Raw genomic sequence first — 24,444 nt, forward strand, 5'->3', positions numbered from 1 at the left:
CGGTTCCGCAACGCGGCGCCCGCTGGGCCCGCCGACACCTCTCCGGAGGGTTCGGGCGCCGGTTCGGACGACGGCGGCTCCGGCGGTACGACCGCTCGCACGACCGACAAGAAGGTGCTCTGACATGCCTCCCGTCTTCGCCCACGGACGCCTGCGGCTCTATCTGCTGAAGCTGCTGGACGAGGCGCCGCGCCACGGCTATGAGGTGATCCGCCTGCTGGAGGAGCGCTTCCAGGGGCTGTACGCCCCCTCGGCCGGCACTGTCTACCCCCGCCTGGCCAAGCTGGAGGCCGAGGGCCTGGTCACCCACACCACCGAGGGCGGCCGCAAGGTGTACGCGATCACGGACGCGGGCCGCGCCGAACTGGCCGACCGCAGCGGCGAGCTGGCCGACCTGGAGCTGGAGATCCGCGAGTCGGTGGCCGAGCTGGCCGCCGAGATCCGGGCCGATGTACGGGGCGCGGCGGGCGACCTGCGCCGCGAGATGCAGGCGGCGGCCTCCGACGCCCGCAAGGGCAACGGGACGGGTGACGGCGAACAGGGGCCGCTCGGGGAGTACGGCGACAAGGAGTCCTGGCGCGCCGCGAAGGAGGAGATGCGACGCGTCAAGCAGGAGTGGAAGGAACAGGCCCGGCGCGCGAAGGACGAGAGCCGACGGGCCCGCGAGGAGGCCCAGCGCGCCCGCCGCCAGGCCAAGGAGGCTCAGGAGCGGGCCCGCACCCAGGCCCAGGACGAGCTGCAGCGCATCGCCAAGCGGGTTCAGGACCACGTCCAGGACCACTTCACCCGGGGCGACTGGCCGACCGGGGTGCGTGAGGGACTGACCGAACTGGCCAAGGAGTTCGGCGAGTTCGGGAAGGACTTCGGAAAGGAGTTCGGCAAGGACTTCGGCTTCGGCCGCACGGGGGCGGAGTCCGGCTCGGGAGCCACCGCCGCGAAGGATGGTGCGGGGGCAGGAGCGGGCGTCGGGGAGCCCGAGTACACGACCACTCCCGAGGACTTCCCGGCCGACTACGAGCCCGCCTGGGTGCATGAGACCCCCACGGGTGACCCGGCCCGCGATCTCGACCGCCTTCTGGACCGCTTCCGCGACGACATCCGCGACGCGGCCCGCGACCACGGCGTCACAGAGGACCAGCTCCGCGACGCCCGCCGCCATCTGTCGACGGCGGCGGCCCACATCGGAGCGGTGCTGCGGGTACCCAAGGCCTAGCCGAGGTCAGGCGCGGCCATTCCAAGGCCCAGGCCCAGGCCCACGCCTGACGCCTGACGCCTGGCTCCTGACGCACGACGCACCCTGGAGCCCCTCACCCCGCCTTGGCCTCCCCGGCGCCGTAAAGGACCCGCTCCAGCGCCTCATACGTCACCCCATGGTCCGCGAGGACCTCGGCCAGGACGCCGGGGCGGGTGGTGAGGGCGAGGAGGAGGTGTTCGTCGCCGATGTGCCGGTCGCGGTGGGCGTGGGCGGTGCGGAGGGAGCGGGTGAGGACGTCCTTGGCGTCGCGGGTGAAAGGGCGATGGCCCAGGCGGAGCCCCCAGCCATTGCGGTTGCCCTTCCCGCCCGACTCCAACGCACCCACCCCGTGGGCCTCTTCGACCCGGGAGACGATCTGCGAGAGGTCGATACCGAGGCCGGAGAGGGCGTCCATGTCGGCGCGGGAGAGACCACCCCGGCGGCGCGCCTCGGCGAGGGCCCGCAGCACGGAGTCCCGGCGGTCGGCCAGCCCCAGCGCGGCCAGGGCGAACGAGGCGCGGCTGGCCTTGCGGTCCAGCAGCGAGAGAAGAAGGTGCTCTTCGTTCACCTCGTTCGCGTGGGAGCGTTCGGCGTGGTCGACCGCTCCCAGGACCACGGCGCGGGCGTCTTTCGTAAACCGTTCGAACATCAATGCCTCCCGTACTTCTTGTGCACGGCCTGCCTGCTCACTCCGAGTTCGGTGGCGATCTCCTGCCACGACCAGCCCTGGTTGCGCGCGCTGCGCACCTGCACCGACTCCAGCTGCTCCAGCAGCCTCCGCAGCGCGGCGACGGCCCGCAGCCCGATCCGGGGGTCACGGTCGCCCGCGCGCTCGGCGAGATCCGTTGCTTCGGTCATGACGTCAACTTACGTTGACATCGCCAGCACGTCAACCCCGGTTGACATAACGGTGGCCGACCCCGAGACATGACGACGGCCGACCCGGAGAACCGGGCCGGCCGTCAGGTCGTATCGACAGAATCTGTCAGGGAAGAATCTGTCAGGGGTTGGTGAGCACGATCTTGCCGAACTGGGAGCCGGACTCCATGCGCTCGAAGCCCTCGCGGGCACGGTCCAGGGGCAGTACCTCGTCGATGACGGGGCGGACACCGGTCGCGGCGCAGAAGGAGAGGAGGTCCTCCAGTTCGTCCTTGGTGCCCATGGTGGAGCCGACAACCTTGAGTTCGAGGAAGAAGATGCGGGTCAGTTCGGCGTGGGAGGGGCGGTCTCCGCTGGTGGCGCCCGAGATGACGAGGCTGCCGCCGGGGCGCAGCGACTTCACCGAGTGGGACCAGGTGGCGGCGCCGACCGTCTCGATGACCGCGTCGACGCGGTGCGGCAGCCGCGCCCCCGACTCCAGCGCCTCCACCGCGCCCAGTTCCAGGGCCCGCTTCCGCTTGGCCTCGTCCCGGCTGGTGGCGTAGACCCGCAGACCGGCCGCCTTGCCGAGCACGATCGCGGCGGTGGCGACACCGCCTCCGGCGCCCTGGACGAGGACGGAGTCGCCGGGGCGTACGCCCGCGTTGGTGAAGAGCATGCGGTACGCCGTCAGCCAGGCGGTGGGCAGGCAGGCGGCCTCTTCGAAGGAGAGTTCGGCAGGCTTGGGGAGCACGTTCCAGGTGGGGACGGAGACGAGTTCGGCGAAGGTGCCCTGGTAGCGCTCGGTGAGGATCGAGCGGGGTTCCTCGGGGCCGACGCCGTGGCCGGTCTGGCCGATCACCGAGTGCAGGACGACCTCGTTGCCGTCCTCGTCGACACCGGCGGCGTCACAGCCGAGGATCATGGGCAGCTTGTCCTCCGCGAGGCCGACGCCCCGCAGGGACCACAGGTCGTGGTGGTTCAGCGAGGCGGCCTTCACCTTGACGGTCGTCCAGCCGGGCCTCGGTTCCGGTGCCGGGCGGTCGCCCAACTCCAGTCCGTTGAGCGGTTGGTCACGGTCGATGCGGGCGGCATAGGCAGCGAACATGCGCCTGACCATAGGGGGACGCCGGGGGCGATGGAACGGGGGAGCGCTGTGACACGCGTCCCGTCCTCTCCAGCTCCGCCTTCGAGCTCGGGTGCGAGGGGCTGTCCGGCGGGTGCGGGTCGGATGTGGTCGCTCGCGCAGTTCCCCGCGCCCCTTGAAGCGGGGCGCAGCCCATGCTTTTAAGGGGCGCGGGGAACTGCGCGACCAGCCCCCACCCACCCGCAGACAACCAACCCACCTGGGGGCCTGGGGGCGTAGCCCCCAGCTTGCGGATGGGACGGGTAGGGGCGGCGGGGGCGAAGAAACCACCCCGCACCGCCCCCGGAGTCAGCGTCGAGCAACACCCTCCGCCCGAGCAGCCGCGGCCACCGCCGCCGTCACCGCCGGAGCGACCCGCTCATCGAACGGCGAGGGGATGACGTAGTCGGCCGCGAGGTCGTCCCCGACGACCGACGCCAGCGCCTCGGCCGCCGCAAGCTTCATGCCCTCGGTGATCCGGGAGGCCCGCACCTGGAGGGCGCCCGCGAAGATGCCCGGGAAGGCGAGGACGTTGTTGATCTGGTTCGGGTAGTCGGAGCGCCCGGTCGCGACGACGGCCGCGTACTTGTGGGCCACGTCCGGGTGCACCTCGGGGTTCGGGTTGGCCATGGCGAAGACGAACGCGCCCTCGGCCATCGAGGCCACCGCCGCCTCCGGGACCGTACCGCCGGAGACGCCGATGAAGACGTCCGCGCCCGCGAGGGCGTCCTCCAGGGAGCCCGAGAGCCCGGCCTTGTTGGTGAGCTCGGCGAGGTCCCGCTTGACCGGCGTGAGGTCCTCGCGGTCCACGGAGACGATGCCCTTGCGGTCGGCGACCGCGACGTCACCGAGACCGGCCTCCAGCAGCATCTTGGCGATGGCGACGCCCGCCGCGCCCGCGCCGGAGATCACGGCCCGCAGATCGCCGAGCCCACGGCCGGTCAGCCGAGCGGCGTTCCGGAGAGCCGCCAGCGTCACGACCGCCGTACCGTGCTGGTCGTCGTGGAAGACCGGGATGTCCAGGGCTTCCTGGAGCCGCTTCTCGATCTCGAAGCAGCGGGGCGCCGAGATGTCCTCCAGGTTCACGCCACCGAAGGAGGGCGCGAGGCGGACCACGGTCTCGATGATCTCGTCGACGTCCGTGCAGGCGAGCGCGATCGGCACCGCGTCGACGCCGCCGAACTGCTTGAAGAGGATCGCCTTGCCCTCCATCACCGGGAGGGAGGCCTCGGGGCCGATGTCGCCGAGACCGAGGACCGCCGTACCGTCCGTCACGACGGCGACGACCGACGACTTCCACGTGTAGTCGTTGACCAGGTCCGGCTGCTCGGCGATGGCGGTGCACACGCGCGCGACGCCGGGCGTGTAGGCCAGGGACAGGTCGTCCTTGTCACGGATCGGCACGGTGGCCTGCACGGCCATCTTGCCGCCGCGGTGCAGCGCGAAAGCGGGGTCGAAGGGGTCGAAGGAGTCGACGGAATTGAGCGGCTCCCCGCCGCCTTCCTGACCCGTACTGCCGTCGCTGCTCTCGGTGCGAGGATTGACAATCTCCGCTGCCACTTGTTGTACCCCTTAGGTCTTCATGGTTTGAGGGTGACCGCTCCCGGTTCGGGGGCGGGCGGGCACCGCGTAAGGCCCAGGTCACCGATACGTACGGCGACGCCTGCGGGCTCAGACGCGACGGGCGCGCCGCACACGCGCCCTGGGCCCCGGATGAGGGGTGTAAGGAACCTTCTTACCGGACGGACGGCATCGACGACGAGTGCACACGTCTTCATACCTCGAAGGTCACAACTCGAAGGTCAATTGAAGACGATCACGGGTGGTTCGACTCATCGAAGGATGACGGGACAAGTCGGATCACGTCATGACAAATCCGGTACAGGCGCGAGTGCGGAGTTCGCGGCCGACCGCATCCTGAGATGCGCCGAAGATCTTCCGGCCGGAAGGGGGGATTCCCGCACAAGATCCGGCGTGATCACCTCGTCCGCAGCGGTTCATGGGGCCATTCGGGGGTCACCCGTTATCCGATTTTGACATGGGGGGCCATCTGAATGCACATGCACGAATGGCAAGATGCCGTAATCACACGAGGTCGCCACACTCGAAGACGCGTGTTAATCGTCGACCTGTCGGCAACTCCACACCACCCCGCCGGAGGAACCCACCATGACCGCAAGCACCACCTGTCGTACGACCGGCCTGCGCTCCCGGACAGCCGCGGTCGGAGCGATCGCGGTCGCGGGCGCCCTGCTGCTCACCGGCTGCGGTGACCAGACCAAGAAGGACAACGGTTCCGACACCGCCTCCACCAGCGCGGCCCCGCTGGCCGACAAGCTGCCGGCGGCGCTCCGGGACAAGGGCGTGATCAACGTCGGGTCGGACATCGCGTACGCCCCGGTCGAGTACAAGGACAGCTCCGGCAAGGTCGTCGGCATCGACATCGACATAGCCGAGGCGATGGGCAAGCAGCTCGGTGTGGAGTTCAAGTTCCAGAACGCCACCTTCGACACCCTCATCGGTGGTCTGGCGGCCAAGCGGTACGACATCGCGATGTCGGCCATGACCGACACCAAGGACCGCCAGGAGGGCGTCGACGCCGACACCGGCAAGAAGGTCGGCGCCGGCGTGGACTTCGTCGACTACTTCACCGCGGGTGTCTCGCTGTACACCAACGCGGGTGACGACCAGTCCATCAAGAGCTGGGACGACCTGTGCGGCAAGACGATCGCCGTGCAGCGCAACACGTTCTCGCACGACCTCGCCAAGGAGCAGGCGACGAAGTGCAAGGACGACAAGAAGAAGGAACTCAAGATCGAGGACTTCGCCACCAACCCCGAGGCCGAGACCCGGATGCGTTCCAAGGGCGCGGACGTCGTCTCCGCCGACTACCCGGTCGCCGCGTACTCGGTGAAGACCTCCGGTGGCGGCAAGTACTTCGAGATCGTCGGCGACCAGGTCGAGGCGGGCCCGTACGGCATCGCCGTGGCGAAGGACAACACCGAGCTGCGTGACGCGCTCCAGGCCGCCGTCCAGGCGATCATCGACAACGGCGAGTACGAGAAGATCATCAAGAAGTGGGGCGTCGAGGACGGCTCCGTCACCGAGGCCAAGATCAACGGCGGTTCCTGATTCTCGGCTCGGTTCTGAAAGGCACCACCTGTGACTGTTGACGTCAGCAAGACGGACGGTCCCTCGGACACTCCCCCCGCCGGACCGGAGGCCATCAAGGCCATCCCGGTCCGGCACCCGGGGCGCTATGTGTCCGCGGCCATCGCGCTCGCTCTCCTCGGCGCGATCGTCTACGCGTTCGCGCAGGCGAAGAAGATCAACTGGGGTGCGGTCCCCGACTACTTCTTCGACGACCGCATCATCGAGGGCGTCCTGAACACCCTCCTGCTCACCGTGCTCTCCATGGTGATCGGCATCGTCGGCGGCATCCTGCTCGCCGTGATGCGGCTGTCCAAGAACCCGGTGACCTCGTCGATCGCCTGGTTCTACATCTGGTTCTTCCGCGGCACACCGGTCCTGGTCCAGCTCTTCGTCTGGTTCAACCTGGGCCTGGTCTTCGAGTACATCAACCTCGGCCCGATCTACAAGGACTACTGGTCCTCGTTCATGACGCCGCTGCTGACGGCGCTGCTCGGCCTCGGTCTCAACGAGGCCGCGTACATGGCGGAGATCTGCCGCGCCGGTCTGCTCTCGGTCGACGAGGGCCAGACCGAGGCGTCGCACGCGCTCGGCATGAGCCACACCAAGACGCTGCGCCGGATCGTGATCCCGCAGGCGATGCGCGTGATCGTGCCGCCGACGGGCAACGAGGTCATCAACATGCTGAAGACCACGTCGCTCGTCTCGACGGTGCAGTACGTGGACCTGCTGAAAGCGGCCCAGGACATCGGCCAGGGCTCCGGCGCCATCGTGGAGATGCTGTTCCTCGCCGCCGCCTGGTACCTGATCCTGACCAGCGTCTTCAGCGTCGGGCAGTACTACCTGGAGAGGCACTACGCGAAGGGCTCCTCCCGGACCCTCCCGCCGACGCCGGTCCAGCGTTTCAAGGCGGCCGTGCTGCCCGTGCGCCGCCCGAAGGGAGTCTCGGCATGACCGCCATGGTGAAGGCCGAGGGCATCCACAAGTCCTTCGGTCCCGTCGAGGTCCTGAAGGGCATCGACCTGGAGGTGCAGACAGGTGAGGTGTTCTGCCTCATCGGCCCGTCCGGCTCCGGCAAGTCGACCTTCCTGAGGTGCATCAACCACCTCGAGAAGATCAACGCCGGGCGGCTGTACGTCGACGGCGAGCTGGTCGGCTACCGCCAGAAGGGCGACAAGCTGTACGAGCTCAAGGACAACGAGGTCGCGCTCAAGCGCCGTGACATCGGCATGGTGTTCCAGCGCTTCAATCTGTTCCCGCACATGACGGCCACCGAGAACGTCATGGAGGCGCCGGTCCAGGTGAAGGGCGTCAGCAGGGCCCAGGCCCGCGAGCGCGCCCGTGAGCTGCTCGAACGCGTCGGCCTCGGCGACAAGGCGGGCAACTACCCGTCCCAGCTCTCCGGCGGCCAGCAGCAGCGTGTGGCGATCGCCCGGGCGCTGGCCATGGAGCCGAAGCTGATGCTCTTCGACGAGCCGACCTCGGCGCTCGACCCGGAACTGGTCGGCGACGTCCTCGACGTCATGCGCGACCTGGCCGAGTCCGGTATGACCATGGTCGTCGTCACCCACGAGATGGGCTTCGCCCGCGAGGTCGGCGACAGCCTGGTCTTCATGGACGGCGGTGTGGTGGTCGAGTCCGGCAACCCCCGTGACGTGCTGACGAACCCGCAGGAAGAGCGGACGCAGTCGTTCCTCTCCAAGGTCCTCTGACGCTCTCCAAGGTCCCCTGACGGAACGTTTCATGGGTGAGGGGCGGTACGGATTCCCGTACCGCCCCTCACTCGCGCCCGGCCGGCCTACGTCACCGCTCCCGCGCCCGGCGGTCTACTTGACCGCCAGCACCATCGCGTCGGAGGGCGAGCGCCACACCGCGCGGGCCTCGGCGAAGCCCTTCTCGCGCAGGACGCGGGCATGCCAGTCGACGCTCTGGAATTCGCCGTCGGCGTGGTCGCCGTAGATCTCGAACCGCCGGGCCGTCGGCGCGCCGAGGACGGGGTCCTGGGCGGCGAGCTGCCACCATTCGGCCCAGTCGACGACACCGCTCGCCTTGGCTTGTTCCATGCCGGCGTGGCGGTGCGCGCGCTCCGCCGCGTTGATCCGGGGCGTCGACTCGTCGATCATGTGGTCCGCGTTCATGAAGACACCGCCGTCGCGGACGAGCTCCGCGACCTGACCGTAGAGGGCGGCGAGGGGTTCGCTGTGCAGCCAGTGCAGGGCTGTGGCCGTCAGGACGGCGTCGTACGAGTCGTACGGCAGCCGCGTGGTCCAGTCGGGGTCGGTGAGGTCGGCGGTGACGAAGGTGACCCGCCGGTCGCCCTCGAACGTGCCCTCGGCGATGGTGAGGAGCGCGGGGTCGAGGTCGACGCCGGTGCTGACGGCCTTCGGGAACCGTTCGAACAGCCTGGACGTGATGGAACCCGTACCGCAGGCGAGGTCGAGGACGCGGGGCTCGGGGCCGGCGAAGGCCTCGACCATGTCCAGCATCACGCGGAACCGTTCCTCGCGGTCCGGCAGATACCACTCCTGCTGCCGGTCCCAGCTCTCCTGCCAGGCGTGCCAGTCGGTTCCGGTCGTGGTGGTCATACAGGCCCCTTCCTCCGCGTACTGCTTCTTCCCCATACCGCGTAATACCCTGTAAGCACGAGCAGCTGTTACCTGACCCGCACCACGACGATAGAGCGCCACGGTAAGGACTACAAGTGGAACTGGCCTATTACTCGGACTACGCCGTACGCCTCGTCAACACCGAGGAGCCGGCGCGGGGCAAGGACGCGCTCACCTCGGTCGACGCCGTCCGCGATCTCTTCGGGGGAAACCAGTCGGCGGCCCGGCGCGCGACGGACGCCGACGTCACCCGGTTCCGTTCGGTGCGGGCCCGGCTGCGCTCGGTCTTCGAGGCGGCGGACGACGGCGACGAGACACTCGCCGTGGACCTGTTGAACTCGCTCCTGCTGGAGTTCCCGGTGAGCCCGCAGATCTCCGGGCACGACTTCCGGGACGACGACGGCCGCCCGCTGTGGCACATGCACCTGGCGGACCATCCCTCGAACGCGACCGCGGGCTATGCGGCGATCGCGGCCATGGGCCTGGCCTTCCACCTCACCGAGTACGGCGTGGACCGGCTCGGTCTGTGCGAGGCCGCGCCGTGCCGCAACGCCTACCTCGACACCTCCACCAACCGCTCCCGGCGCTACTGCTCGGACCGCTGCGCGACCCGGGCCAACGTGGCGGCCTACCGCGCCCGCAAACGCCTGGAGGCGGACCGGTCGCCGAGCACGGGACGGGCGGCCGAGAGCGCCCAGCGGGCGAGCGCGAACGGCGAGCGCTGACCGCCGGCGGCCCGGGGCCGGTAACGGAACCGCACCTTCCCCAGGACCAGTTCGTCGGGCACGACCCCGTAGTCGGTGCTGTCCCCACCCGCGTACGCGTTGTCCCCGAGCACCCACCAGCCGCCGTCGCGCCGCTCGGCGGCCCGTTTGACGACGAGCAGGTCCTGCTGGAAGGGGTGCCGCAGCACGACCACGTCACCGACCCCGAGGCGTGCCCCGTAGTGGACGAGCAGCTGGTCCCCGTGGCGCAGCGTCGGGACCATGGAGGGTCCCGTGACCTCGGCCACCCCGAAGGGCAGGAGGACCTTCCCCCGCTCGCTCTCCTGCGACAGCTCCGGCATCACCCGGCACCTCCCCGGTACGTTCCTCCACCAGTCCAGTCTGACCCCGGACTTTTGTCCTAAGCCCATGGGGGCACTCGCGAAAACCACTCTCGCAGGGAGTAATGTCCCACCTGAGAAGACGATCACGAGGAAGGAATGCTCCATGCTTTCCCGCCTGTTTGCCCCCAAGGTCAAGGTCAGCGCACACTGCGACCTGCCCTGCGGTGTGTACGACCCGGCCCAGGCCCGCATCGAGGCGGAGTCGGTGAAGGCCGTGCAGGAGAAGATGGCCGCCAACGACGACCCGCACTTCCAGGCTCGCGCGACCGTCATCAAGGAGCAGCGCGCCGAGCTCGCCAAGCACCACGTCTCGGTGCTGTGGAGCGACTACTTCAAGCCCCCGCACTTCGAGAAGTACCCGGAGCTGCACCAGCTGGTCAACGACACCCTGAAGGCCCTCTCGGCCGCCAAGGCGTCCACCGACCCGGCGACGGGCCAGAAGGCGCTCGACTACATCGCCCAGATCGACAAGATCTTCTGGGAGACCAAGAAGGCCTGACCCGGCCCCTCTCGACCGCACCCGGTCCGTTTGCCGCCGTCTTGTACGGGGGTGTGACGGGTCGGGTGCGGTTGTGTTTCGGCGGCCGTACCACGGAGGAACAAGGCCCGTGCCCGCGGCCGCCACCGCTGTTCAACGACGGCAGACCAGGATGCCGCCCATGCAATGGATCTCGAACGCCCCGTTTCGCACGAGGTGGCCGCCGAGGATGGCACGGGCCCGCTCGATCGTCGCGTCGAACGGCACATCGTGCTGATCCGCCCACGCCCGATAGGAAGCCATGTGGGCGATGACCGGCTCGGGATCGTGCACCGTGATGGTGCCGGGCAGTTCGATCGTCTCCACGCGGCCGAACTCCTCCCCCAGGAAGGCCACGGCCTTCTCCAGAGAGAAACGGGCGCTGAGCGAGATGCGTGCCGGGCCTCGTCCGGTGCCGAGGACATCACCCGCCGCCCGCTGCCACAGGTCGTCGAGTTCTGCCTTGTCCCGGTCGCTGTTGGTGGAGGCGATCACCAGCCCGTCACGGGCGACGACGCGGGACAGCTCCCTGACTGTCTGGGAGATGTCGGGGACGTGGTAGAGCATGTGCAGCGCCAGGGCAGCGTCGACGCTCGCCGTCGCCAACGGCAGGCGAGTGGCGTCCGCCACGGCGACGGGACCGGGCACCCCGGCGAGGATGCCGGGAGCGATGTCCAGACCCAGCAGGGCCAGATCGGGCCGGTCCTCGTGGAGCCGCTGGATGAACTTGCCGTTGCCGCAGCCGACATCGACCACGCGCCCGCGCACGCCGCGCAGCTGCTCGGCAACGATGCCAGGCAGGTCGTAGCGCGGCCTCTGCCACTGGTAGAGCGACTGGCGGGCGGCCAGGTCCCGGTCGCTGTTGTAGGCGCTCCCGGCGAGGCGGCCCCGGTCGGTGACGGCGGCGTCGTGTGCGGCAGACAGTTCGGTCATGTCGGCAGCTCCGGAGGGTGGGCGGCGGGTGAGGCCGCGAGGACGGCCGTGTGCTGGAGGCGTTCGCGTAGGTGTACGGCCTGCGCGGCTCCACCGTACTGCGACCCGCTCAGCTCCTGGCTGAGAGCGATAAGCCGACGCACGATGCTGGCCGACATGCGCTCAGGAGCGGAGCCGAGGACGAAGCCGAGCATCGCCTCGGTGCCGTCCAGGTCACCCAGGAGCAGATGGCCGCGGGCGAGATCGACATGGGCGGCGAACAGGTCACCGACGGACTGATCGTCGTCCTCGGCGCTGCGGTAGAGCCGGATCGCCGTGTCCGCGCTGGCGATGGCCTGCTGGACATGTTCCCGCCCGCCCACGGCCAAGTGGCTCGTCCCGGCATACGCGAACTGCTTGGCAGCCGGGAAGGCGAAGATGCCCGGCACCTCGTCGTAGCCGGTCAGCGCCTCGCGGAAACGCTCGGCGTCCGCAAGAGCGGCCACCGCTCCCACCCGGTCTCCGACTATGGCCAGCGCCCGCGCCTCCAGGCTCGCCAGTCGGGCTCCGATGCTGCCGCGAGCCCGGTAGTGGCGGCCGGCCTGCGCCAGCCGCGCCGCCTGCTCGTACCGCCCGGTCCAGTAGGCGATCAGGGACTCCACGGCCCGCACCCAGGCCAACATCCCTTCGTGCCCGGCCGCCTCCGCGCACGCCCGGGCCGTGCGGGCGTGCGTGGCCGCTGAGTCGTAGTCGCCCAGGTCCAAGCACACATGCGCGGACAATCCACACAGCCGGGAGGCCGCGACGTACAGATCGACGGTCTGCCGAGGACGCTGACGCCCGCGCAGCAACTCGAACGCACCGTCCCGCAACCGCTTGATCTCGACGTACAGCTCCAGCAGCGGATGGCTCACGTAGGCGCGGGCGAGCCGACCCACATCTGCTTCCAGCTGCTCGACGACGAACTCGTCGGCGTTGCGCAGCGCGATGAACCGAGCGAAGTCGGCCGACATCACCGCGTCCGCCGAGACGGCACCCGCACCAGAGCTCGAAGGCACCGCAGACCGCGTCGGCGAGGACCCTGTGGTGCCGTCCCCACCCTGGCGGCTCTTGGTAACCGCCACGGCGCGGTCGAGGACGGTGACATCGACGCCGAACACCTGCGCCAGGTGTTTCCGGGTGTACGGGACCGGGATACGCGCCTCGCGCTCGTAACGCCCAATCTCCTTGCCGGTCTTGGCTGCACGCCCCTCCAGGGCGTTGTACTCGTCAGCTACTCGCTGCTGTGTCCAGCCGCGCGTGGTGCGCAGCCGAACGAGCAACGCGCCGATCCCCGTGTCGCCCATCCCTCTCCCCGGAGCGCGCTGAACCCTGGCCCCCATAGTGGCCCCCGATATGGCCCCCACGCTGGCTCCCGACCCGAACGAGCGACGGAGGTTGGCTATTGGCCATGCCCAGCACACTGCCCGACGAGCCGGACACCCTCGCACCGGGCCAAGCCCTCGACGGCGCCGTCAAGCACGAAACGATGCTCTTCGACCGGCGCCGGACCGCTCCAAGCGCCGCCCGCTCCTTCGTTGCCGAGGCCCTTACCCAGTGGGGCCGAACGGAACGCCTCGACGACATCCGGCTGTGCACCTCCGAACTGGCCACCAACGCCGTCCTGCACGGAGCCTCTGCAGGCAGTCAGGTCCTCGTACGCGTCGAACTGCACGCCACCGTGCTGCGCATCGAAGTGCACGACGGCGGCAATGCCAGACCTGAAAAGCGGGCGGCACGGGAGACAGCGGCCGACGGCTGCGGCCTGCTGCTCGTATCCACCATCGCCGATCACTGGGGCGTGGAGGAACGCCAGGGCCCCGGCAAATGCGTCTGGGCCGCCTTCCATCACGGGGTAGTGCCCGCATGCTGACGCCTGCCCGCACCGAGTCGTTCATGCCGTCCGCCGGTCTGATCGCCTCCCTGGCCACCACCACATGGCTGGACGCCACCCCAACCGGCGCTGCGCTGTGCTTCCTCCTTCTGGTGCCCCAACCTCCCCGCAGCGTCTACGAGACGCCGACCGTCATCGAGCAGCGCATGCGTGCAGTCGGTGAAACTCTGCGCCTGGGCCAGGGCACCGTCCCCCCGCCGGACATCGGGCCACGCCTGCGCCTACTCAGCCCGACCGAGGTGGCCCTGCGCTTCGACGGCACCCCGTATCGCAAGCGCATCCCCGCAGGCCGCGCATGGGCCCTGCTGCTCGACCAAGGAACCCCGGTGGCCCTTGTCCTGGGCCTCGACCCGCTCTCCCGCAGCGCCACACCAGCAGAGATCGACGCCTACCTGGACCGCGCCACGCTCCGCCAACGCCTCCTCTTCGGCCACACCCGATCTGAGTGAGCCCCAACCAACCCCAGGGGGACATCCCGTGACGCCCCACCCTGTCTCACCGAACACCGTCCTGGCCAACGCCCTCCACCACGCCGAGGACATCCTGACCCCGCGCATCCTGGCCACCCCACCCGAACGGATCGTGCTGGCCGTCGGCACCCAGATCAACGGCGCCCCACACATCGGCACCTCGCTCGTGCAGTCCCTCGCCTTCGCCATGGCCGACCGCCTGCGCGACCGCTTCGGCATCCCCACCGAGGTCCTCTTCAGCGCCCTCGACAACGCCCCCTACGAGCTGACCACCGACCCGGTCAGCGGCCACCGCTACCAGCGCGCCTACGCTCAAGCCCTCGGTCACAAGGCCCTGACCGACCTCGTCACCGCCCTCTACCAACCCCTGTTCACCGCGCTCTCTCGACGCCTGGGCATCCCTCACCGGATTGAGACCTACAGCCAGCAGCAGGCCGGCGAACACTTCCGCCGCACCTGGCTCCGCCTCCTGCCCCGCCTAGACGCCGCCCGCTGGTGGCTCGCCCCCTCCACCGGCACACCACACCTGCGCATCCCTTGCTCGCACCCCGACTGTGGCTGGGCCGAGAAACACGCCGAACGCACCCGAGTCCACCTCACCGACCGCGAGACCGTGCAAGTCGCTGCCGTCTGCCTCCACCACGGCCCCTACCGGGCGACGATCACGCCATCCGGAGGCGCCTACCTAGACCTGGCCACCCTGTACCGCAATGCGGTCAAGGAACTCTCCGTGTCCGACCCCCACGGCACGCTGCACATCATGGTCAAGGGCGGTGACTGGGTCTTCGGCTCCCACCTGGTCGACGAAGCCCTCCAAGCCGTCGGTCTCACCCGCGCCCAGCTCCCCGCCCGCCTGTTCTGCCCGCAGGTCGTCACCGACACCGGCGCCAAGCTGTCCAAGTCGCTGATCCGCGAGGGGCGCGCTTCCTTGCCCGAGGGTGCCGCCGAGTGGATGCTCGATACCCGGGAGTGGCCCGGCACCGTCCCGGAGTACGCCGAACAACTGCTGGCCGTGACCGATACCTTGCTGTCCGACCCCCGGCACTTCTTCCGCTCGTACTCGGCCTCCGAGATCGGCCGCATGATGCCCACACCAGTCACCAGGAGCGTTCCCGCCCCATGACCGACACCACCGCCCGCGTCTACGAACTCAACCTCTACCGCCAGTACTTCGACCTCGTGGCCGCGGGCACCAAGACCATCGAGGTACGGGTGAAATACCCGCGCCTCGCCGACCTCGCCGCCGGCGACACCATCCGTTTCCGCATCAAGGCCACCGATGAGACCTGCGACGTGCAGGTCCTCCGCGTCACCGAGTACCCCGACTTCGAAGCCCTCCTCGACGGCGAGGGCCCGCCCAACGTCAACCCCACCGCCACCCGCGACCAACAACTTGCCAACATCCGCACGATCTACGGCCCCGAGAAGGAAGCCCTAGGCGCTCTGGCCATCGAGATCGAGCGACTCGGCCGAGACATTGGTGTGAGCTGACCGCCCCCGCGGAAGTAGCCGAGCGGCAACAACTAACTCTGGCGCAAGCGAGATAGGGTTTCTATGCTCGCCGCCGTCCCCACAACAGCACACGCCGAGGAGTCCCATGCAATTCGTGGTCGTGGATCACGGAAGAACTCCCTCAACCGTGGGTCCACGTGTCGTGACTCTCGTTCCAGACGCATGGGACGACTTCGGCTACCGCACTACCTTCGACCTCTGGTTCACCAGCGGCGACGGGAGTGTTCCTCTCTACATCGGCAAGGTCAAGATCGCATGCGTCGGACAGCCGACCGGCCCAAGTCCCCTTCAGGGCGTGGCATTCAGATCCCTCAATTCACATGACGAGCCACCCCAGTGGTTTTCAGTCGGCGATCTCGATTACTACGAAAGGCTGCAGCATCTCGGCCCCGCTGTCAGGGAGGACATCCTAGGGAGTCTAGGGGATATTGCATTCAGTCACGACGCTTTCTTGGCCGCCTCAACTCAGCAAGTAACTGAGACGTCACTCCTGAGAGGAATCGAGACCCAAACCGTCCTAACTCAATTTAGGCGAGCCGCAAGAGGGGGGCGGGTACTTACTGGCTACAGATTTCGGTACACCTCGCATCAGAATTCAGCCTCACGAGCGCCCTCTTTCTTCGACTTTGAAGTAGTTCCACACTCTAACCCACCTAGCAACATCCACGTCGTAATAGGCAGAAACGGCGTCGGCAAGACGACGCTCCTGAAAAACATTGCACAGGCATCCGTCAAGCCTCCGACTATCCATCTGCCAGTCTTTGGAAATATCGACCATCTGCCCATCAACGGCGGGATCGCCAGCGAACGATTCGTCAACGTGGTATCTGTCACATTCAGCGCCTTCGACCCCTTCATGAACATCCCAAGCGGCGGAAGCTCCGGCGTCAACCACGTCTACATCGGCCTCGGAAACAGTAGCCACTCGGGCGGTAGGAAGACACCATTCGACCTTGGGCACGAATTCGCTCGATCAGCCGTCGAGATTCGCGCATCTGGGCTCATGAAGCACTGGCTTTCCGCCCTTCACCGACTCCGCAGCGACCCTCAGTTCTCGGATTCCGCAGTCCTCGAACTTGCCAGTCAACTCACCGACGCAAATGCCGATTCCGAGTACCTAAAGAACTTCGCCCGACAGCTTTTTTCGGAGCTCAGTTCCGGGCACGCGATCGTCCTGCTCACCATCACGCGACTCGTTGAGACCGTGGCCGAGCAGTCCCTCGTCCTGTTGGATGAACCGGAAGCCCACTTGCATCCACCACTGCTTTCGGCATTCATTAGGTCCCTGTCAGACCTAATGAACCTCCGGAATGGCGTCGCCATCGTCGCCACCCACTCCCCCGTGGTCCTCCAGGAAGTACCGAGCTCTTGCGTCTGGAAGATAATTCGCCCCTACGCGCAACCCCAAAGGCCGCGCATCGAAACATTTGGCGAGAATGTAGGTGTGCTTACGCACGAGATATTCGGACTCGAAGTCCGCGAGTCCGGATTTCATGCCGAGATTGAACAAGCTGTAGACGAGCTGAACACATACGAAGAGGTCCTGGCTCATTTCGGGGGGCACCTTGGCGGGGAAGCAAAGGGGCTGGTGCGAATCCTGCTTGCCGAGAAGGCCAGCAACCCGGGACGCCGTTGATGTGGCCCCTAGATCCACCTTCACGGACTGGAGAAGAGAGCTACAGAATCTGCATATCCCTGGTCCGTCAATTCGGTGAGGAAAGACGCAAAACTAGGCTAATCGAAGCCGCCGAAACAGTCAAAGAATCTTCAAGGACGTTTCGCGACTTCACATTCTCCGGAAGGCTTCATGATCTCCAGTCGTCCGACTTCCAGATCCCTGAAGTGGACGCAAGGGATGCCGTGAAGTGGCTATACGTCAACGGGATGGTACGCAAGGGCGGCCCTTGTCGCGTGATTTACGACGAGCTCATGGCTGCACCCACCAACGAGCGCTGCCCAATGTGCGGGCACGGAATTGTCCGACAGCTTGATCACGTCATGCCAAAGAGCAAGTTCCCCACGCTCTGCATCGACCCTCTCAACCTCGTGCCAGCTTGCAGCGACTGCAATACCCTCAAAGGCGACTACGAGGCCACATGCGCCGAAAACACCCTGCTACACCCATATGTGGACAGGATTGATAGCGAGAGATGGCTCCACGCGCGGGTGATTCACGATGAAATAGTGCGGCTGGAATTCTTCGCGCTTCCCCCCACCGGATGGGACGACTTGCTGTCGTCGCGGGTCGACCATCACTTCGCGCTCCTCAGACTGGGAAGTCTGTACGCCGTACAAGCCAACAGGACCTTGGCCAACATCCGACAAATTCTCACTGCTCAATTCCGAGCTGGCGGCGAAACCATGGTCCGCGACTATCTTGCTTCCGAGGCGCACACCCGCCTTGCGGTACACCGGAACGGGTGGGAAGGCGTGGCTTACGATGCCCTGGCATCAGACGAACGCTTCGTCCGGGGAGCCTTCCTTGACTGACTCCCCTCACAGTGGGGATGCGGCAGTCCGTACACAGTCCGCAAGACACCCGCTCAAGACCGTCGCACCCCATCGCCACCAATCGCCAAGAAACCAGGTCAGCGACCCACAGGAAAGATCCCCGCAGGTCACCGACCCGGCCCATTACTAGGAGACCAAGAAGGCCTGACCCGGCCCCTCTCGACCGCACCCGGTCCGTTTGCCGCCGTCCCGTACGGCGGTGTGGCGGGCCGGGTGCGGTTGTCTTCGGGCACCGCATGCCCGTTCAGCACGACCAACTCGTCCTGGCGGCCATGTGGAGTGAAGGGCGACCGGTTCGGCGGGGCTCAGGTCGGCGACGGGCCCGGCCAGATCGCCGACGCGTCGTCGCGGGCGGGGTCCGGGAGGCGGAGGGGGCGGACGGGGACGGTCCGGGGGTGGCCCTCGGTGACCGCCGTCCAGGGGGTGGGGTGGCCGGAGTAGGAGAGGGTGGTCAGGGCGAAGATACCGTCGGCGTAGATCTCGATGTACTCGCCGATGGTCAGGATGCGCAGGGCCGTGGGGGATTCGGGGAGGACGGTCTCGGCGAGAGGGGTGCCGGCCGGGCCCGTGACCCGGAGGTTCTTGCCGTCGCAGGCGACCGTGAGGGCGGGGCGGTCGGAGCCCGGCGCTGCGGCGCGCAGGGTGATGTCGACGGGGTGGTCGGGGACCTCCAGGTCGCCGACCGCGTGGAGGGTGGGGGCGATCGTCTCCTCGCCCAGCCAGGCCTCCAGTCCCGGCCACCAGGCCAGGTGTGGGGCGGAATCCTCCGGTACGACAAGGGACTTGGGCTGGGCGAGCATGCCGCGGCAGCGGTCGCCCGTGTCGGTGAGGCCGACACGGCGGGGGGTGGTGTGGAGGACGACCCGGGAGCCATCGGGCGCGGGGATCACGCGGGGGGCGTACGCCCCCGTGGGGCCGAGTTGGCCACGGCGGGTCCAGGGGCCGCGCAGGCGCGGGGCCGTCCACGCCTCGAAGCCGCGCGTCGCGCCGATGGAGCCGAGGAGGAGCCAGGTGCCGTCGTCGAGGCGTTCCAGGACGGGGCATTCCAACTCGTCCACGTCGCCGGGTGAGATCAGCGGCGGGTGGACCGTCCAGTGCTCCAGGTCGGGGGAGGTGGCGAGGGCGACGCAGCCGCTGACTTCGACGGGGAGGGAGGCGTCGGCGGCGCAGATCACCATCACCCAGCCGTCCGACTCGTCGTCAGGTACGACGAACGGGTCGCGCCAGCCCATCCGTTCACCGGTGCGGTACCAGCGCGCGTCCGCCTCGACGACGGGTCCGGTGCCGTGGCGCCGCCACCCCGTGCCGTCGGTGCGGTCCGCGTACGCCAGGCCGACGGACTGGAGCGGCCAGCCCTCCGGCGTCAGTCCGCTCACGCCCGTGTAGAACATCGCCATTCCCGTGCCGTGGCGGAAGGGGTGCATCGTCCAGACCGCCTGCTGGTCGAAGCGGCCGGGCAGGCCGTTGCCGAAGGCGGTGCCCTCGGGCCGCCAGTGGACCAGGTCGGCGGAGGTGGCCCGGCCGTAGGAGGTCTCCATCCGCAGATGGTCGAACTCGGCGGTCCAGGGGCCCTGGAGATGCAGCACGGTGTAGGTGCCGTCGTCGTCGCGGAGCAGGGCGAAGTCGTTCACGCAGAGGCCGGGCGGGGCGTATCGCATGCGCAGCAGTCCTGTCGGCTCGCAGCGCCCAAACGCGTGCGCTGACCATGAATCTGGAAGGTCTCACTTGAGAATCAGCGCCAGTAAAACTGAACGCAAACGCTTGCGCAACAAGGAGGCCGGGTTTACGGTCACGTCACCCCACAGACCACACCGACGTGAAACCGATGGGAGAAATCCGCCGTGACGGCTCGCATCACCGATGTCGCCCGCGCCGCCGGTGTCTCGGCGTCCACCGTGTCCCGCGCCCTGCGCGGCCGGCCGGGCGTCTCGGACGAGGTGCGCACCCAGATCGCGGCCGTCGCCGCCCAACTCGGTTACACGGCGTCCCGCTCGGCGTCCAGCCTCGCCAGTGGGCGCACGTACACGATCGGGGTCGTCGCCCCGTACATCGGCCGCTGGTTCTTCGGCACCGTGCTGGACGCCGCCGAGCAGGTGTTCAGCGCCGCCGGGTACGACGTGCTGCTCTACAACCTGGGCTCGGCCGAGGCGCGCAAGCGTTTCTTCACCAAGCTGCCGGTGCGCAAGCGGGTCGACGCGGTGCTGTCGCTGCTGATCCCGGACGAGGACGAGTCCGCCGCCCTGCGCTCGCTCGGGGTGCCGCTGGCCTCCACGGTCGGGGGCCCTCGGCCCGGCTTCACCGTGGTCGGCATCGACGACCGGGCGGGCGCGGAGAGCGCCGTACGGCATCTGGTGAACCTCGGCCACCGCCGGATCGGCATGATCTCCGGGGCCAGCGGTCCGCTGCACTGGACCACGCCCGTCGACCGCCGCGCCGCCTATCTGCACGTCCTCGCCGAGGCCGGGATCGAGCACGACCCGGCGCTGGTGGCGGACGGCGACTACACCGTCGACGGCGGCGAGCGGGCGATGACCGAGTTGCTGGCCGCGTCCCGGCCGCCGACCGCCGTGTTCGCCCAGTCCGACGAGATGGCGATGGGCGCGTTGCGCGCGCTCAGGCGGCACCGTCTCCGGGTGCCGGACGACGTGTCCGTGGTGGGCTTCGACGACCACGAGCTCGCCGATGTGGTCGGGCTGACCACCGTCGCCCAGCCGGTCGCGGGTCAGGGCGCGGAGGCCGCCCGGCTGCTGCTGAGCCGCCTGGACGAGCCGGACGTCGAACAGCCGGGCCATGTGCAGATGCCCATCCGACTCGTCCTGCGCGAGACGACGGCGCCGCCGCGCCCGCGCGGGCCCCAGTAAGTCCCCTAAGTCCCCGTTCTCTCACTTCTCTTGAGCTCCACTCCCCCACGCCGGAAAGCACCCCGCACCCTCGTCCGCACGGAGGCACAGACCATGAGCCCGACCATCAGCTCGACCGGCAGCTCGACCGGCAGCTCGACCGGCAATTCGACCGGCAATTCGACCGGCAGCTCGACCGGCAATTCGACCGGCAATTCGGTCGACAGCTCGGCCCGCGGAAGGTTCCGCCGTACGGCCCGTACGAGCCTGGCCCTGGTCCTTCCCCTGGCGGCACTGGCCGCCTGCGGCGGGGGCGGGAACGGTGACACCTCCGCGGAGGCCGGCAGCGGCGAGGGCACGATCAGCGTCTGGGCCCACCAGGGCCAGAAGAGCGAGTCGGAGGCGTTGCAGAGCGCGGTGGAGTCGTTCAACTCCTCGCAGGACAAGGTCAAGGTCGAGCTGAAGCTGATACCGGAGACCGACTACACCAAGACGATCACCGCCACGGACGCCGACAAGCTGCCTGACGTACTGGAGTTCGACGGCCCGACCATGGCGAACTTCGTCTACAACAAGAAGCTCGCCGCCATCGACGACTACGTCTCCGCCAAGACCCTCGACAACGCCACCGACGCGAGCAAGGCGCAGGGCGAGATCGACGGCAAGCACTACGGCCTGGGCATGTTCGACTCCGGGCTCGGCATGTACGGCAGCAAGAAGCTGCTGGACGCGGCCGGGGTGACGTACCCGAAGGGCGTGGACGACGCCTGGACGGCGGACGAGTTCGACGCCGCGCTCAAGGCGCTGAAGGCGAAGGATTCCGACGGCAAGGTCATCGACCTCCAGGAAGGCACCGGCTACGCCAACGAGTGGGGCACCTACGGCTTCGCCCCCATCGTCTGGTCGGCCGGCGGCTCCCTGCTGAAGGACGGCAAGGCGGAAGGCGCCCTCGACACCCCGGCCGTGGTGTCGGCCATGAAGACCTTCCAGTCCTGGAAGACGTACACGGACGCCAACACCGACGGCAACGCCTTCGCCAAGGGCCGGGTCGCCCTGAGCTGGGTCGGGCACTGGATGTACCCCGCCTACAGCGAGGCGCTCGGCGACGACCTGGTCGTACTGCCGCTGCCCGACTTCGGCGACGGGCCGAAGACCGGCCAGGGTTCGTGGGCCTGGGGTGTGGGCGCGGCCAGCAAGAACGCCAAGGCGGCGGGCACCTTTCTGGACTTCCTCCTGAACGACGCCAGCGTCGGCGCGATGACGAAGGCCAACGGCGCCCCGCCCGCCACCAAGTCCGCGCTCGCCGCGAGCGAGCTGTACAAGCAGGGCGGCCCGCTCCAGCTCTTCGCCGACCAGCTCGCCAAGCCCTGCGGTGACAGCGACATCAGCGAGTCGTGTGTCGCTGTCACCCGCCCGGTGACTGCCGGATACCCCGTGGTGACCGCGAAGTTCAGCGAGGCCGTGAACTCGATCTACGGCGGCACCGACCCGAAGGACGCCCTGTCCGAGGCCGCCCGCGCCATCGACCGGGACTTCTCGGACAACGCCGGTTACGAGATCCCGTAGGAACGCGCCCCATCGGGCCCATCGAGCCTGTCGGATCTGTCGGACCTGTCGGGTTCAGTCGGACCTATCGGACCCATCGGACCCATCGGACCCATCGGGTTCAGTCGAACCCATCGGCCGGGGCGGGCGCGCACTCCGCGGCCGCCCGCCCCGCCGGGAAGAGGACCCCCCGTGAAAACCGTGGAACCCGCGCCCGCAGCGGCCCCTGGCCGGAAGCAGGCCTCACCCGTCGGCGCACCGGCCCGGCGGCCGTCCCGCCGGAACCGCGAGTGGCTGCACGGACTGCTGATGTCCGCGCCCGCCGTCGCCGGGCTCATCGCCTTCGTCGGCATCCCCTTCTGCTACGCCGTGGTGCTCTCCTTCTACAACGTGCGCCTCGGCTCCCCGCTGGAGCCCACCTTCTTCGGCGTGGAGCAGTACCGGCGGCTGTTCACCGACCCCGACCTGTCCGGCCCGTTCCTGCGGGCGCTGCTGAACAACCTGACCTTCGCCGTGGTCGTCGTCCCCCTCCAGACGGGCCTCGCCCTCGGCCTGGCGATCCTCCTGAACCGAAAACTGAAGGCGATCGGTCTTTTCCGGTCACTCTTCTTCATGCCGGTCGTCTTCCCGATGGCCCTGGTCGCCGTGATCTGGCGGCTGATCCTCGCCCGCAGCGACCAGGGCATGCTCAACTCGGCGCTGGACGCGGTGAGTTTCGGCAACTGGGGCGCGTTCGACTGGCTCGGCGACGGGCTGACCGCGATGGCCTCGATCATCGTGCTCTCCGTCTGGCAGGGCGTCGGCTTCCAGATGGTGATCCTGCTCGCCGGACTCCAGCAGATCCCGGGCGAGCTCTACGAGGCCGCCGAGCTCGACCGGGCGTCCCCCTGGCAGCAGTTCCGGCATGTAACGCTGCCCGGCATCCGCGGCACGCTCGTCTTCGTCGCGCTGCTCACCTCGGTGCTGTCCTTCCGGGTCTTCGACCAGGTCTACGTCCTGGTCAAGGGCGGCGGGCTCGACGAGGACGCCGCCCGCACGGTGATGTACCAGGCCGTCACCACCGCCTTCGACCAGAACAACATCGGCCAGGCGTCCGCGATCACCGTCGTCTTCTTCCTGATCGTCGTCGTCCTGACCCTGATCCAGCGCCGCCTCGTACGGCCCGACAACGAGGACTGACTCAGACATGAGTACGAGCACGAGCACCGGTCTCTCCCGCGGGTCCCTGCGCCGCTTCCTCGACTACGCCGTCCTCTCCGTCCTGGCGTTCGTCTTCGCGCTGCCCGTCCTCTACCTCCTCCTCGGCAGCCTCAAGCCGTCCGACGAGGTCCTGGACGGCCTGTCCGGCTTCCTGCCGACCCATCTGTCCTTCGACAACTACTCCGCCGTCCTGGACAGCCTGAACTCCGACAGCACGGGCTACTTCTGGCAGTTCATGGGCGTCTCGCTGCTGCTGGCGTTCGTGGTCGTGACGGGCGGCCTCTTCATCAACTCGATGGCGGCATACGGGCTTTCCCGCCTGAAGTGGCGGGGCCGGGAGGCCGTCTTCACCCTCGTCCTGCTGCTGATGCTGGTGCCGTTCGAGTCGGTGGCCGTGCCGCTGTTCTACATGTTCAACGACCAGCGGAACACGCTCTTCATACAGGCGCTCCCCTTCGTCGCCAACGCCTTCTCGGTCTACCAGTTCCACACGTTCTTCCGTTCGATCCCGCCGAGCATCGAGGAGGCGGCCCGGCTGGACGGAGCGGGCCCCTGGCGCACGTTCTTCGCGATCATCGTCCCGATGTCGAAGCCGGCGTTCGCCTCCGTGGCGATCCTGACCTTCCTCACCCAGTGGGGTTCGTTCCTGTGGCCGGTGCTGATGGTCTCCGACCCGTCCGTACGTCCGCTGCCGCTGGAGATGAGTGTCTTCCAGGGACAGCAGCCCCCGGACTGGGGCCAGATCCTCGCCTTCGGCGTCCTCCTCGTCCTGCCGGTCCTGATCGTCTTCGCCTTCTTCCAGCGGTGGTTCGTGCAGGGGGTGGCCAGCTCGGCGGTGAAGGGCTGACCGCGCACGGGGGCGGGGGCGGTAGTGAGGCCGGCGACGGGGGCGGATCGTCCGCGAGGGGCACGAGCAGGGCCC

At 68.3% G+C, this 24,444-nt stretch carries 25 protein-coding genes; 16 read left to right on the plus strand and 9 right to left on the minus strand.

The window, feature by feature from the left end; all coding sequences use genetic code 11:
* Positions 1-124: 124 nt before the first annotated feature.
* A complete protein-coding gene (locus tag JIX56_RS14150) occupies positions 125-1,213 on the plus strand; it encodes a PadR family transcriptional regulator (protein ID WP_257540711.1) in 1,089 nt (362 codons plus the stop codon).
* Positions 1,214-1,307: 94 nt separating this feature from the next.
* Here JIX56_RS14150 and JIX56_RS14155 read toward each other — a convergent pair whose 3' ends face one another.
* The 4 genes from JIX56_RS14155 to JIX56_RS14170 all read right to left on the minus strand — a co-directional run bounded on the left by JIX56_RS14155 (position 1,308) and on the right by JIX56_RS14170 (position 4,778).
* Positions 1,308-1,883 (minus strand): Clp protease N-terminal domain-containing protein, encoded by a 576-nt coding sequence (locus JIX56_RS14155; protein WP_257540712.1) that lies wholly within the window; start codon positions 1,881-1,883, stop codon positions 1,308-1,310.
* A complete protein-coding gene (locus JIX56_RS14160) occupies positions 1,883-2,092 on the minus strand; it encodes an HTH domain-containing protein (RefSeq protein ID WP_055513588.1) in 210 nt (69 codons plus the stop codon). Before JIX56_RS14160 ends, JIX56_RS14155 begins: the two co-directional genes overlap by 1 nt.
* Positions 2,093-2,234: 142 nt before the next feature.
* Entirely contained in the window at positions 2,235-3,200 is a 966-nt protein-coding gene (locus tag JIX56_RS14165; RefSeq protein ID WP_257540714.1) for a zinc-binding dehydrogenase, read from the minus strand.
* A gap of 327 nt (positions 3,201-3,527) precedes the next feature.
* A complete protein-coding gene (locus JIX56_RS14170; RefSeq protein WP_257540716.1) occupies positions 3,528-4,778 on the minus strand; it encodes an NAD(P)-dependent malic enzyme in 1,251 nt (416 codons plus the stop codon).
* Positions 4,779-5,387: 609 nt separating this feature from the next.
* Here JIX56_RS14170 and JIX56_RS14175 point away from each other — a divergent pair.
* Genes JIX56_RS14175 through JIX56_RS14185 form a run of 3 tightly spaced genes read left to right on the plus strand, consistent with a single transcriptional unit; the run spans position 5,388 to position 8,080 of the window.
* Positions 5,388-6,350, plus strand: a complete 963-nt coding sequence (locus tag JIX56_RS14175; RefSeq protein ID WP_257540718.1) for an ABC transporter substrate-binding protein — start codon at positions 5,388-5,390, stop codon at positions 6,348-6,350.
* A 30-nt stretch (positions 6,351-6,380) separates the two neighbouring features.
* Positions 6,381-7,322 carry an amino acid ABC transporter permease gene (locus tag JIX56_RS14180; RefSeq protein WP_257540720.1) on the plus strand — a complete coding sequence of 314 codons (942 nt, stop codon included), beginning with the start codon at positions 6,381-6,383 and terminating at the stop codon, positions 7,320-7,322.
* On the plus strand, positions 7,319-8,080 hold the full coding sequence (locus JIX56_RS14185; protein WP_306819848.1) for an amino acid ABC transporter ATP-binding protein: 762 nt from the start codon (positions 7,319-7,321) through the stop codon (positions 8,078-8,080). The genes JIX56_RS14180 and JIX56_RS14185 overlap by 4 nt, the downstream gene beginning before the upstream one ends.
* Positions 8,081-8,194: 114 nt before the next feature.
* On the opposite strand, the gene JIX56_RS14190 is transcribed toward JIX56_RS14185, so the two are convergent.
* Complete coding sequence (locus JIX56_RS14190; protein ID WP_257540722.1) at positions 8,195-8,953, minus strand: class I SAM-dependent methyltransferase; 759 nt, start codon at positions 8,951-8,953, stop codon at positions 8,195-8,197.
* Between the two features lie 116 nt (positions 8,954-9,069).
* On the opposite strand from JIX56_RS14190, the gene JIX56_RS14195 reads away from it, so the two are divergent.
* The gene (locus tag JIX56_RS14195) at positions 9,070-9,699 is read left to right on the plus strand and encodes a CGNR zinc finger domain-containing protein (protein WP_257540723.1); all 630 of its coding nucleotides are present in this window, start codon (positions 9,070-9,072) and stop codon (positions 9,697-9,699) included.
* Here the strand turns inward: JIX56_RS14195 and sodX are convergent.
* Positions 9,603-10,040 carry a nickel-type superoxide dismutase maturation protease gene (sodX, locus tag JIX56_RS14200; RefSeq protein ID WP_257540725.1) on the minus strand — a complete coding sequence of 146 codons (438 nt, stop codon included), beginning with the start codon at positions 10,038-10,040 and terminating at the stop codon, positions 9,603-9,605. The genes JIX56_RS14195 and sodX overlap by 97 nt on opposite strands.
* 145 nt (positions 10,041-10,185) lie before the next feature.
* Between sodX and sodN the strand changes: the two genes are divergently transcribed.
* Complete coding sequence (gene sodN, locus JIX56_RS14205) at positions 10,186-10,581, plus strand: superoxide dismutase, Ni (protein WP_020136639.1); 396 nt, start codon at positions 10,186-10,188, stop codon at positions 10,579-10,581.
* Positions 10,582-10,713: 132 nt separating this feature from the next.
* Here the strand turns inward: sodN and JIX56_RS14210 are convergent, their stop codons facing one another.
* Complete coding sequence (locus JIX56_RS14210; RefSeq protein ID WP_257540727.1) at positions 10,714-11,532, minus strand: class I SAM-dependent methyltransferase; 819 nt, start codon at positions 11,530-11,532, stop codon at positions 10,714-10,716.
* The gene (locus JIX56_RS14215; protein WP_257540729.1) at positions 11,529-12,857 is read right to left on the minus strand and encodes a helix-turn-helix domain-containing protein; all 1,329 of its coding nucleotides are present in this window, start codon (positions 12,855-12,857) and stop codon (positions 11,529-11,531) included. Before JIX56_RS14215 ends, JIX56_RS14210 begins: the two co-directional genes overlap by 4 nt.
* A gap of 104 nt (positions 12,858-12,961) precedes the next feature.
* On the opposite strand from JIX56_RS14215, the gene JIX56_RS14220 reads away from it, so the two are divergent.
* The 6 genes from JIX56_RS14220 (at position 12,962) to JIX56_RS14245 (ending at position 17,916) form a co-directional block, all read left to right on the plus strand.
* Positions 12,962-13,423, plus strand: coding sequence for an ATP-binding protein (locus JIX56_RS14220; RefSeq protein ID WP_257540731.1), 462 nt, complete (start codon positions 12,962-12,964; stop codon positions 13,421-13,423).
* Complete coding sequence (locus tag JIX56_RS14225; protein ID WP_257540733.1) at positions 13,417-13,893, plus strand: hypothetical protein; 477 nt, start codon at positions 13,417-13,419, stop codon at positions 13,891-13,893. The genes JIX56_RS14220 and JIX56_RS14225 overlap by 7 nt, the downstream gene beginning before the upstream one ends.
* Before the next feature lie 28 nt (positions 13,894-13,921).
* Positions 13,922-15,037, plus strand: coding sequence for a hypothetical protein (locus tag JIX56_RS14230; protein WP_257540735.1), 1,116 nt, complete (start codon positions 13,922-13,924; stop codon positions 15,035-15,037).
* Entirely contained in the window at positions 15,034-15,405 is a 372-nt protein-coding gene (locus JIX56_RS14235) for an ASCH domain-containing protein (RefSeq protein WP_257540736.1), read from the plus strand. The genes JIX56_RS14230 and JIX56_RS14235 overlap by 4 nt, the downstream gene beginning before the upstream one ends.
* A 106-nt stretch (positions 15,406-15,511) precedes the next feature.
* Entirely contained in the window at positions 15,512-17,062 is a 1,551-nt protein-coding gene (locus JIX56_RS14240) for an ATP-binding protein (RefSeq protein WP_257540738.1), read from the plus strand.
* Complete coding sequence (locus JIX56_RS14245; protein ID WP_257540740.1) at positions 17,062-17,916, plus strand: HNH endonuclease; 855 nt, start codon at positions 17,062-17,064, stop codon at positions 17,914-17,916. Before JIX56_RS14240 ends, JIX56_RS14245 begins: the two co-directional genes overlap by 1 nt.
* A 326-nt stretch (positions 17,917-18,242) precedes the next feature.
* Here the strand turns inward: JIX56_RS14245 and JIX56_RS14250 are convergent, their stop codons facing one another.
* The gene (locus JIX56_RS14250) at positions 18,243-19,595 is read right to left on the minus strand and encodes a mucin-1 (protein WP_257540742.1); all 1,353 of its coding nucleotides are present in this window, start codon (positions 19,593-19,595) and stop codon (positions 18,243-18,245) included.
* 183 nt (positions 19,596-19,778) lie between these two features.
* On the opposite strand from JIX56_RS14250, the gene JIX56_RS14255 reads away from it, so the two are divergent.
* From JIX56_RS14255 to JIX56_RS14270, 4 genes are all read left to right on the plus strand, one after another.
* Complete coding sequence (locus JIX56_RS14255; RefSeq protein WP_257540743.1) at positions 19,779-20,798, plus strand: LacI family DNA-binding transcriptional regulator; 1,020 nt, start codon at positions 19,779-19,781, stop codon at positions 20,796-20,798.
* A 93-nt stretch (positions 20,799-20,891) separates the two neighbouring features.
* Positions 20,892-22,343 carry an ABC transporter substrate-binding protein gene (locus JIX56_RS14260; protein WP_257540745.1) on the plus strand — a complete coding sequence of 484 codons (1,452 nt, stop codon included), beginning with the start codon at positions 20,892-20,894 and terminating at the stop codon, positions 22,341-22,343.
* Positions 22,344-22,514: 171 nt separating this feature from the next.
* Positions 22,515-23,501, plus strand: a complete 987-nt coding sequence (locus JIX56_RS14265) for a carbohydrate ABC transporter permease (RefSeq protein WP_257540747.1) — start codon at positions 22,515-22,517, stop codon at positions 23,499-23,501.
* A 7-nt stretch (positions 23,502-23,508) separates the two neighbouring features.
* Complete coding sequence (locus JIX56_RS14270) at positions 23,509-24,369, plus strand: carbohydrate ABC transporter permease (RefSeq protein WP_257540749.1); 861 nt, start codon at positions 23,509-23,511, stop codon at positions 24,367-24,369.
* Positions 24,370-24,444 lie beyond the last annotated feature (75 nt).

Source organism: Streptomyces sp. CA-210063, from assembly GCF_024612015.1.
Lineage (GTDB): Bacteria > Actinomycetota > Actinomycetes > Streptomycetales > Streptomycetaceae > Streptomyces.

Excerpts from the sequence above, each read along its gene's own strand:
- JIX56_RS14150 (WP_257540711.1), top strand. The coding sequence starts at position 125 with ATGCCTCCCGTCTTCGCCCACGGACGCCTGCGGCTCTATCTGCTGAAG.
- JIX56_RS14155 (WP_257540712.1), bottom strand. The coding sequence starts at position 1,883 with ATGTTCGAACGGTTTACGAAAGACGCCCGCGCCGTGGTCCTGGGAGCG.
- JIX56_RS14160 (WP_055513588.1), bottom strand. The coding sequence starts at position 2,092 with ATGACCGAAGCAACGGATCTCGCCGAGCGCGCGGGCGACCGTGACCCC.
- JIX56_RS14165 (WP_257540714.1), bottom strand. The coding sequence starts at position 3,200 with ATGTTCGCTGCCTATGCCGCCCGCATCGACCGTGACCAACCGCTCAAC.
- JIX56_RS14175 (WP_257540718.1), top strand. The coding sequence starts at position 5,388 with ATGACCGCAAGCACCACCTGTCGTACGACCGGCCTGCGCTCCCGGACA.
- JIX56_RS14185 (WP_306819848.1), top strand. The coding sequence starts at position 7,319 with ATGACCGCCATGGTGAAGGCCGAGGGCATCCACAAGTCCTTCGGTCCC.
- JIX56_RS14190 (WP_257540722.1), bottom strand. The coding sequence starts at position 8,953 with ATGACCACCACGACCGGAACCGACTGGCACGCCTGGCAGGAGAGCTGG.
- sodX (WP_257540725.1), bottom strand. The coding sequence starts at position 10,040 with ATGCCGGAGCTGTCGCAGGAGAGCGAGCGGGGGAAGGTCCTCCTGCCC.
- sodN (WP_020136639.1), top strand. The coding sequence starts at position 10,186 with ATGCTTTCCCGCCTGTTTGCCCCCAAGGTCAAGGTCAGCGCACACTGC.
- JIX56_RS14210 (WP_257540727.1), bottom strand. The coding sequence starts at position 11,532 with ATGACCGAACTGTCTGCCGCACACGACGCCGCCGTCACCGACCGGGGC.
- JIX56_RS14215 (WP_257540729.1), bottom strand. The coding sequence starts at position 12,857 with ATGGGCGACACGGGGATCGGCGCGTTGCTCGTTCGGCTGCGCACCACG.
- JIX56_RS14220 (WP_257540731.1), top strand. The coding sequence starts at position 12,962 with ATGCCCAGCACACTGCCCGACGAGCCGGACACCCTCGCACCGGGCCAA.
- JIX56_RS14225 (WP_257540733.1), top strand. The coding sequence starts at position 13,417 with ATGCTGACGCCTGCCCGCACCGAGTCGTTCATGCCGTCCGCCGGTCTG.
- JIX56_RS14235 (WP_257540736.1), top strand. The coding sequence starts at position 15,034 with ATGACCGACACCACCGCCCGCGTCTACGAACTCAACCTCTACCGCCAG.
- JIX56_RS14240 (WP_257540738.1), top strand. The coding sequence starts at position 15,512 with ATGCAATTCGTGGTCGTGGATCACGGAAGAACTCCCTCAACCGTGGGT.
- JIX56_RS14245 (WP_257540740.1), top strand. The coding sequence starts at position 17,062 with ATGTGGCCCCTAGATCCACCTTCACGGACTGGAGAAGAGAGCTACAGA.
- JIX56_RS14250 (WP_257540742.1), bottom strand. The coding sequence starts at position 19,595 with ATGCGATACGCCCCGCCCGGCCTCTGCGTGAACGACTTCGCCCTGCTC.
- JIX56_RS14260 (WP_257540745.1), top strand. The coding sequence starts at position 20,892 with ATGAGCCCGACCATCAGCTCGACCGGCAGCTCGACCGGCAGCTCGACC.
- JIX56_RS14270 (WP_257540749.1), top strand. The coding sequence starts at position 23,509 with ATGAGTACGAGCACGAGCACCGGTCTCTCCCGCGGGTCCCTGCGCCGC.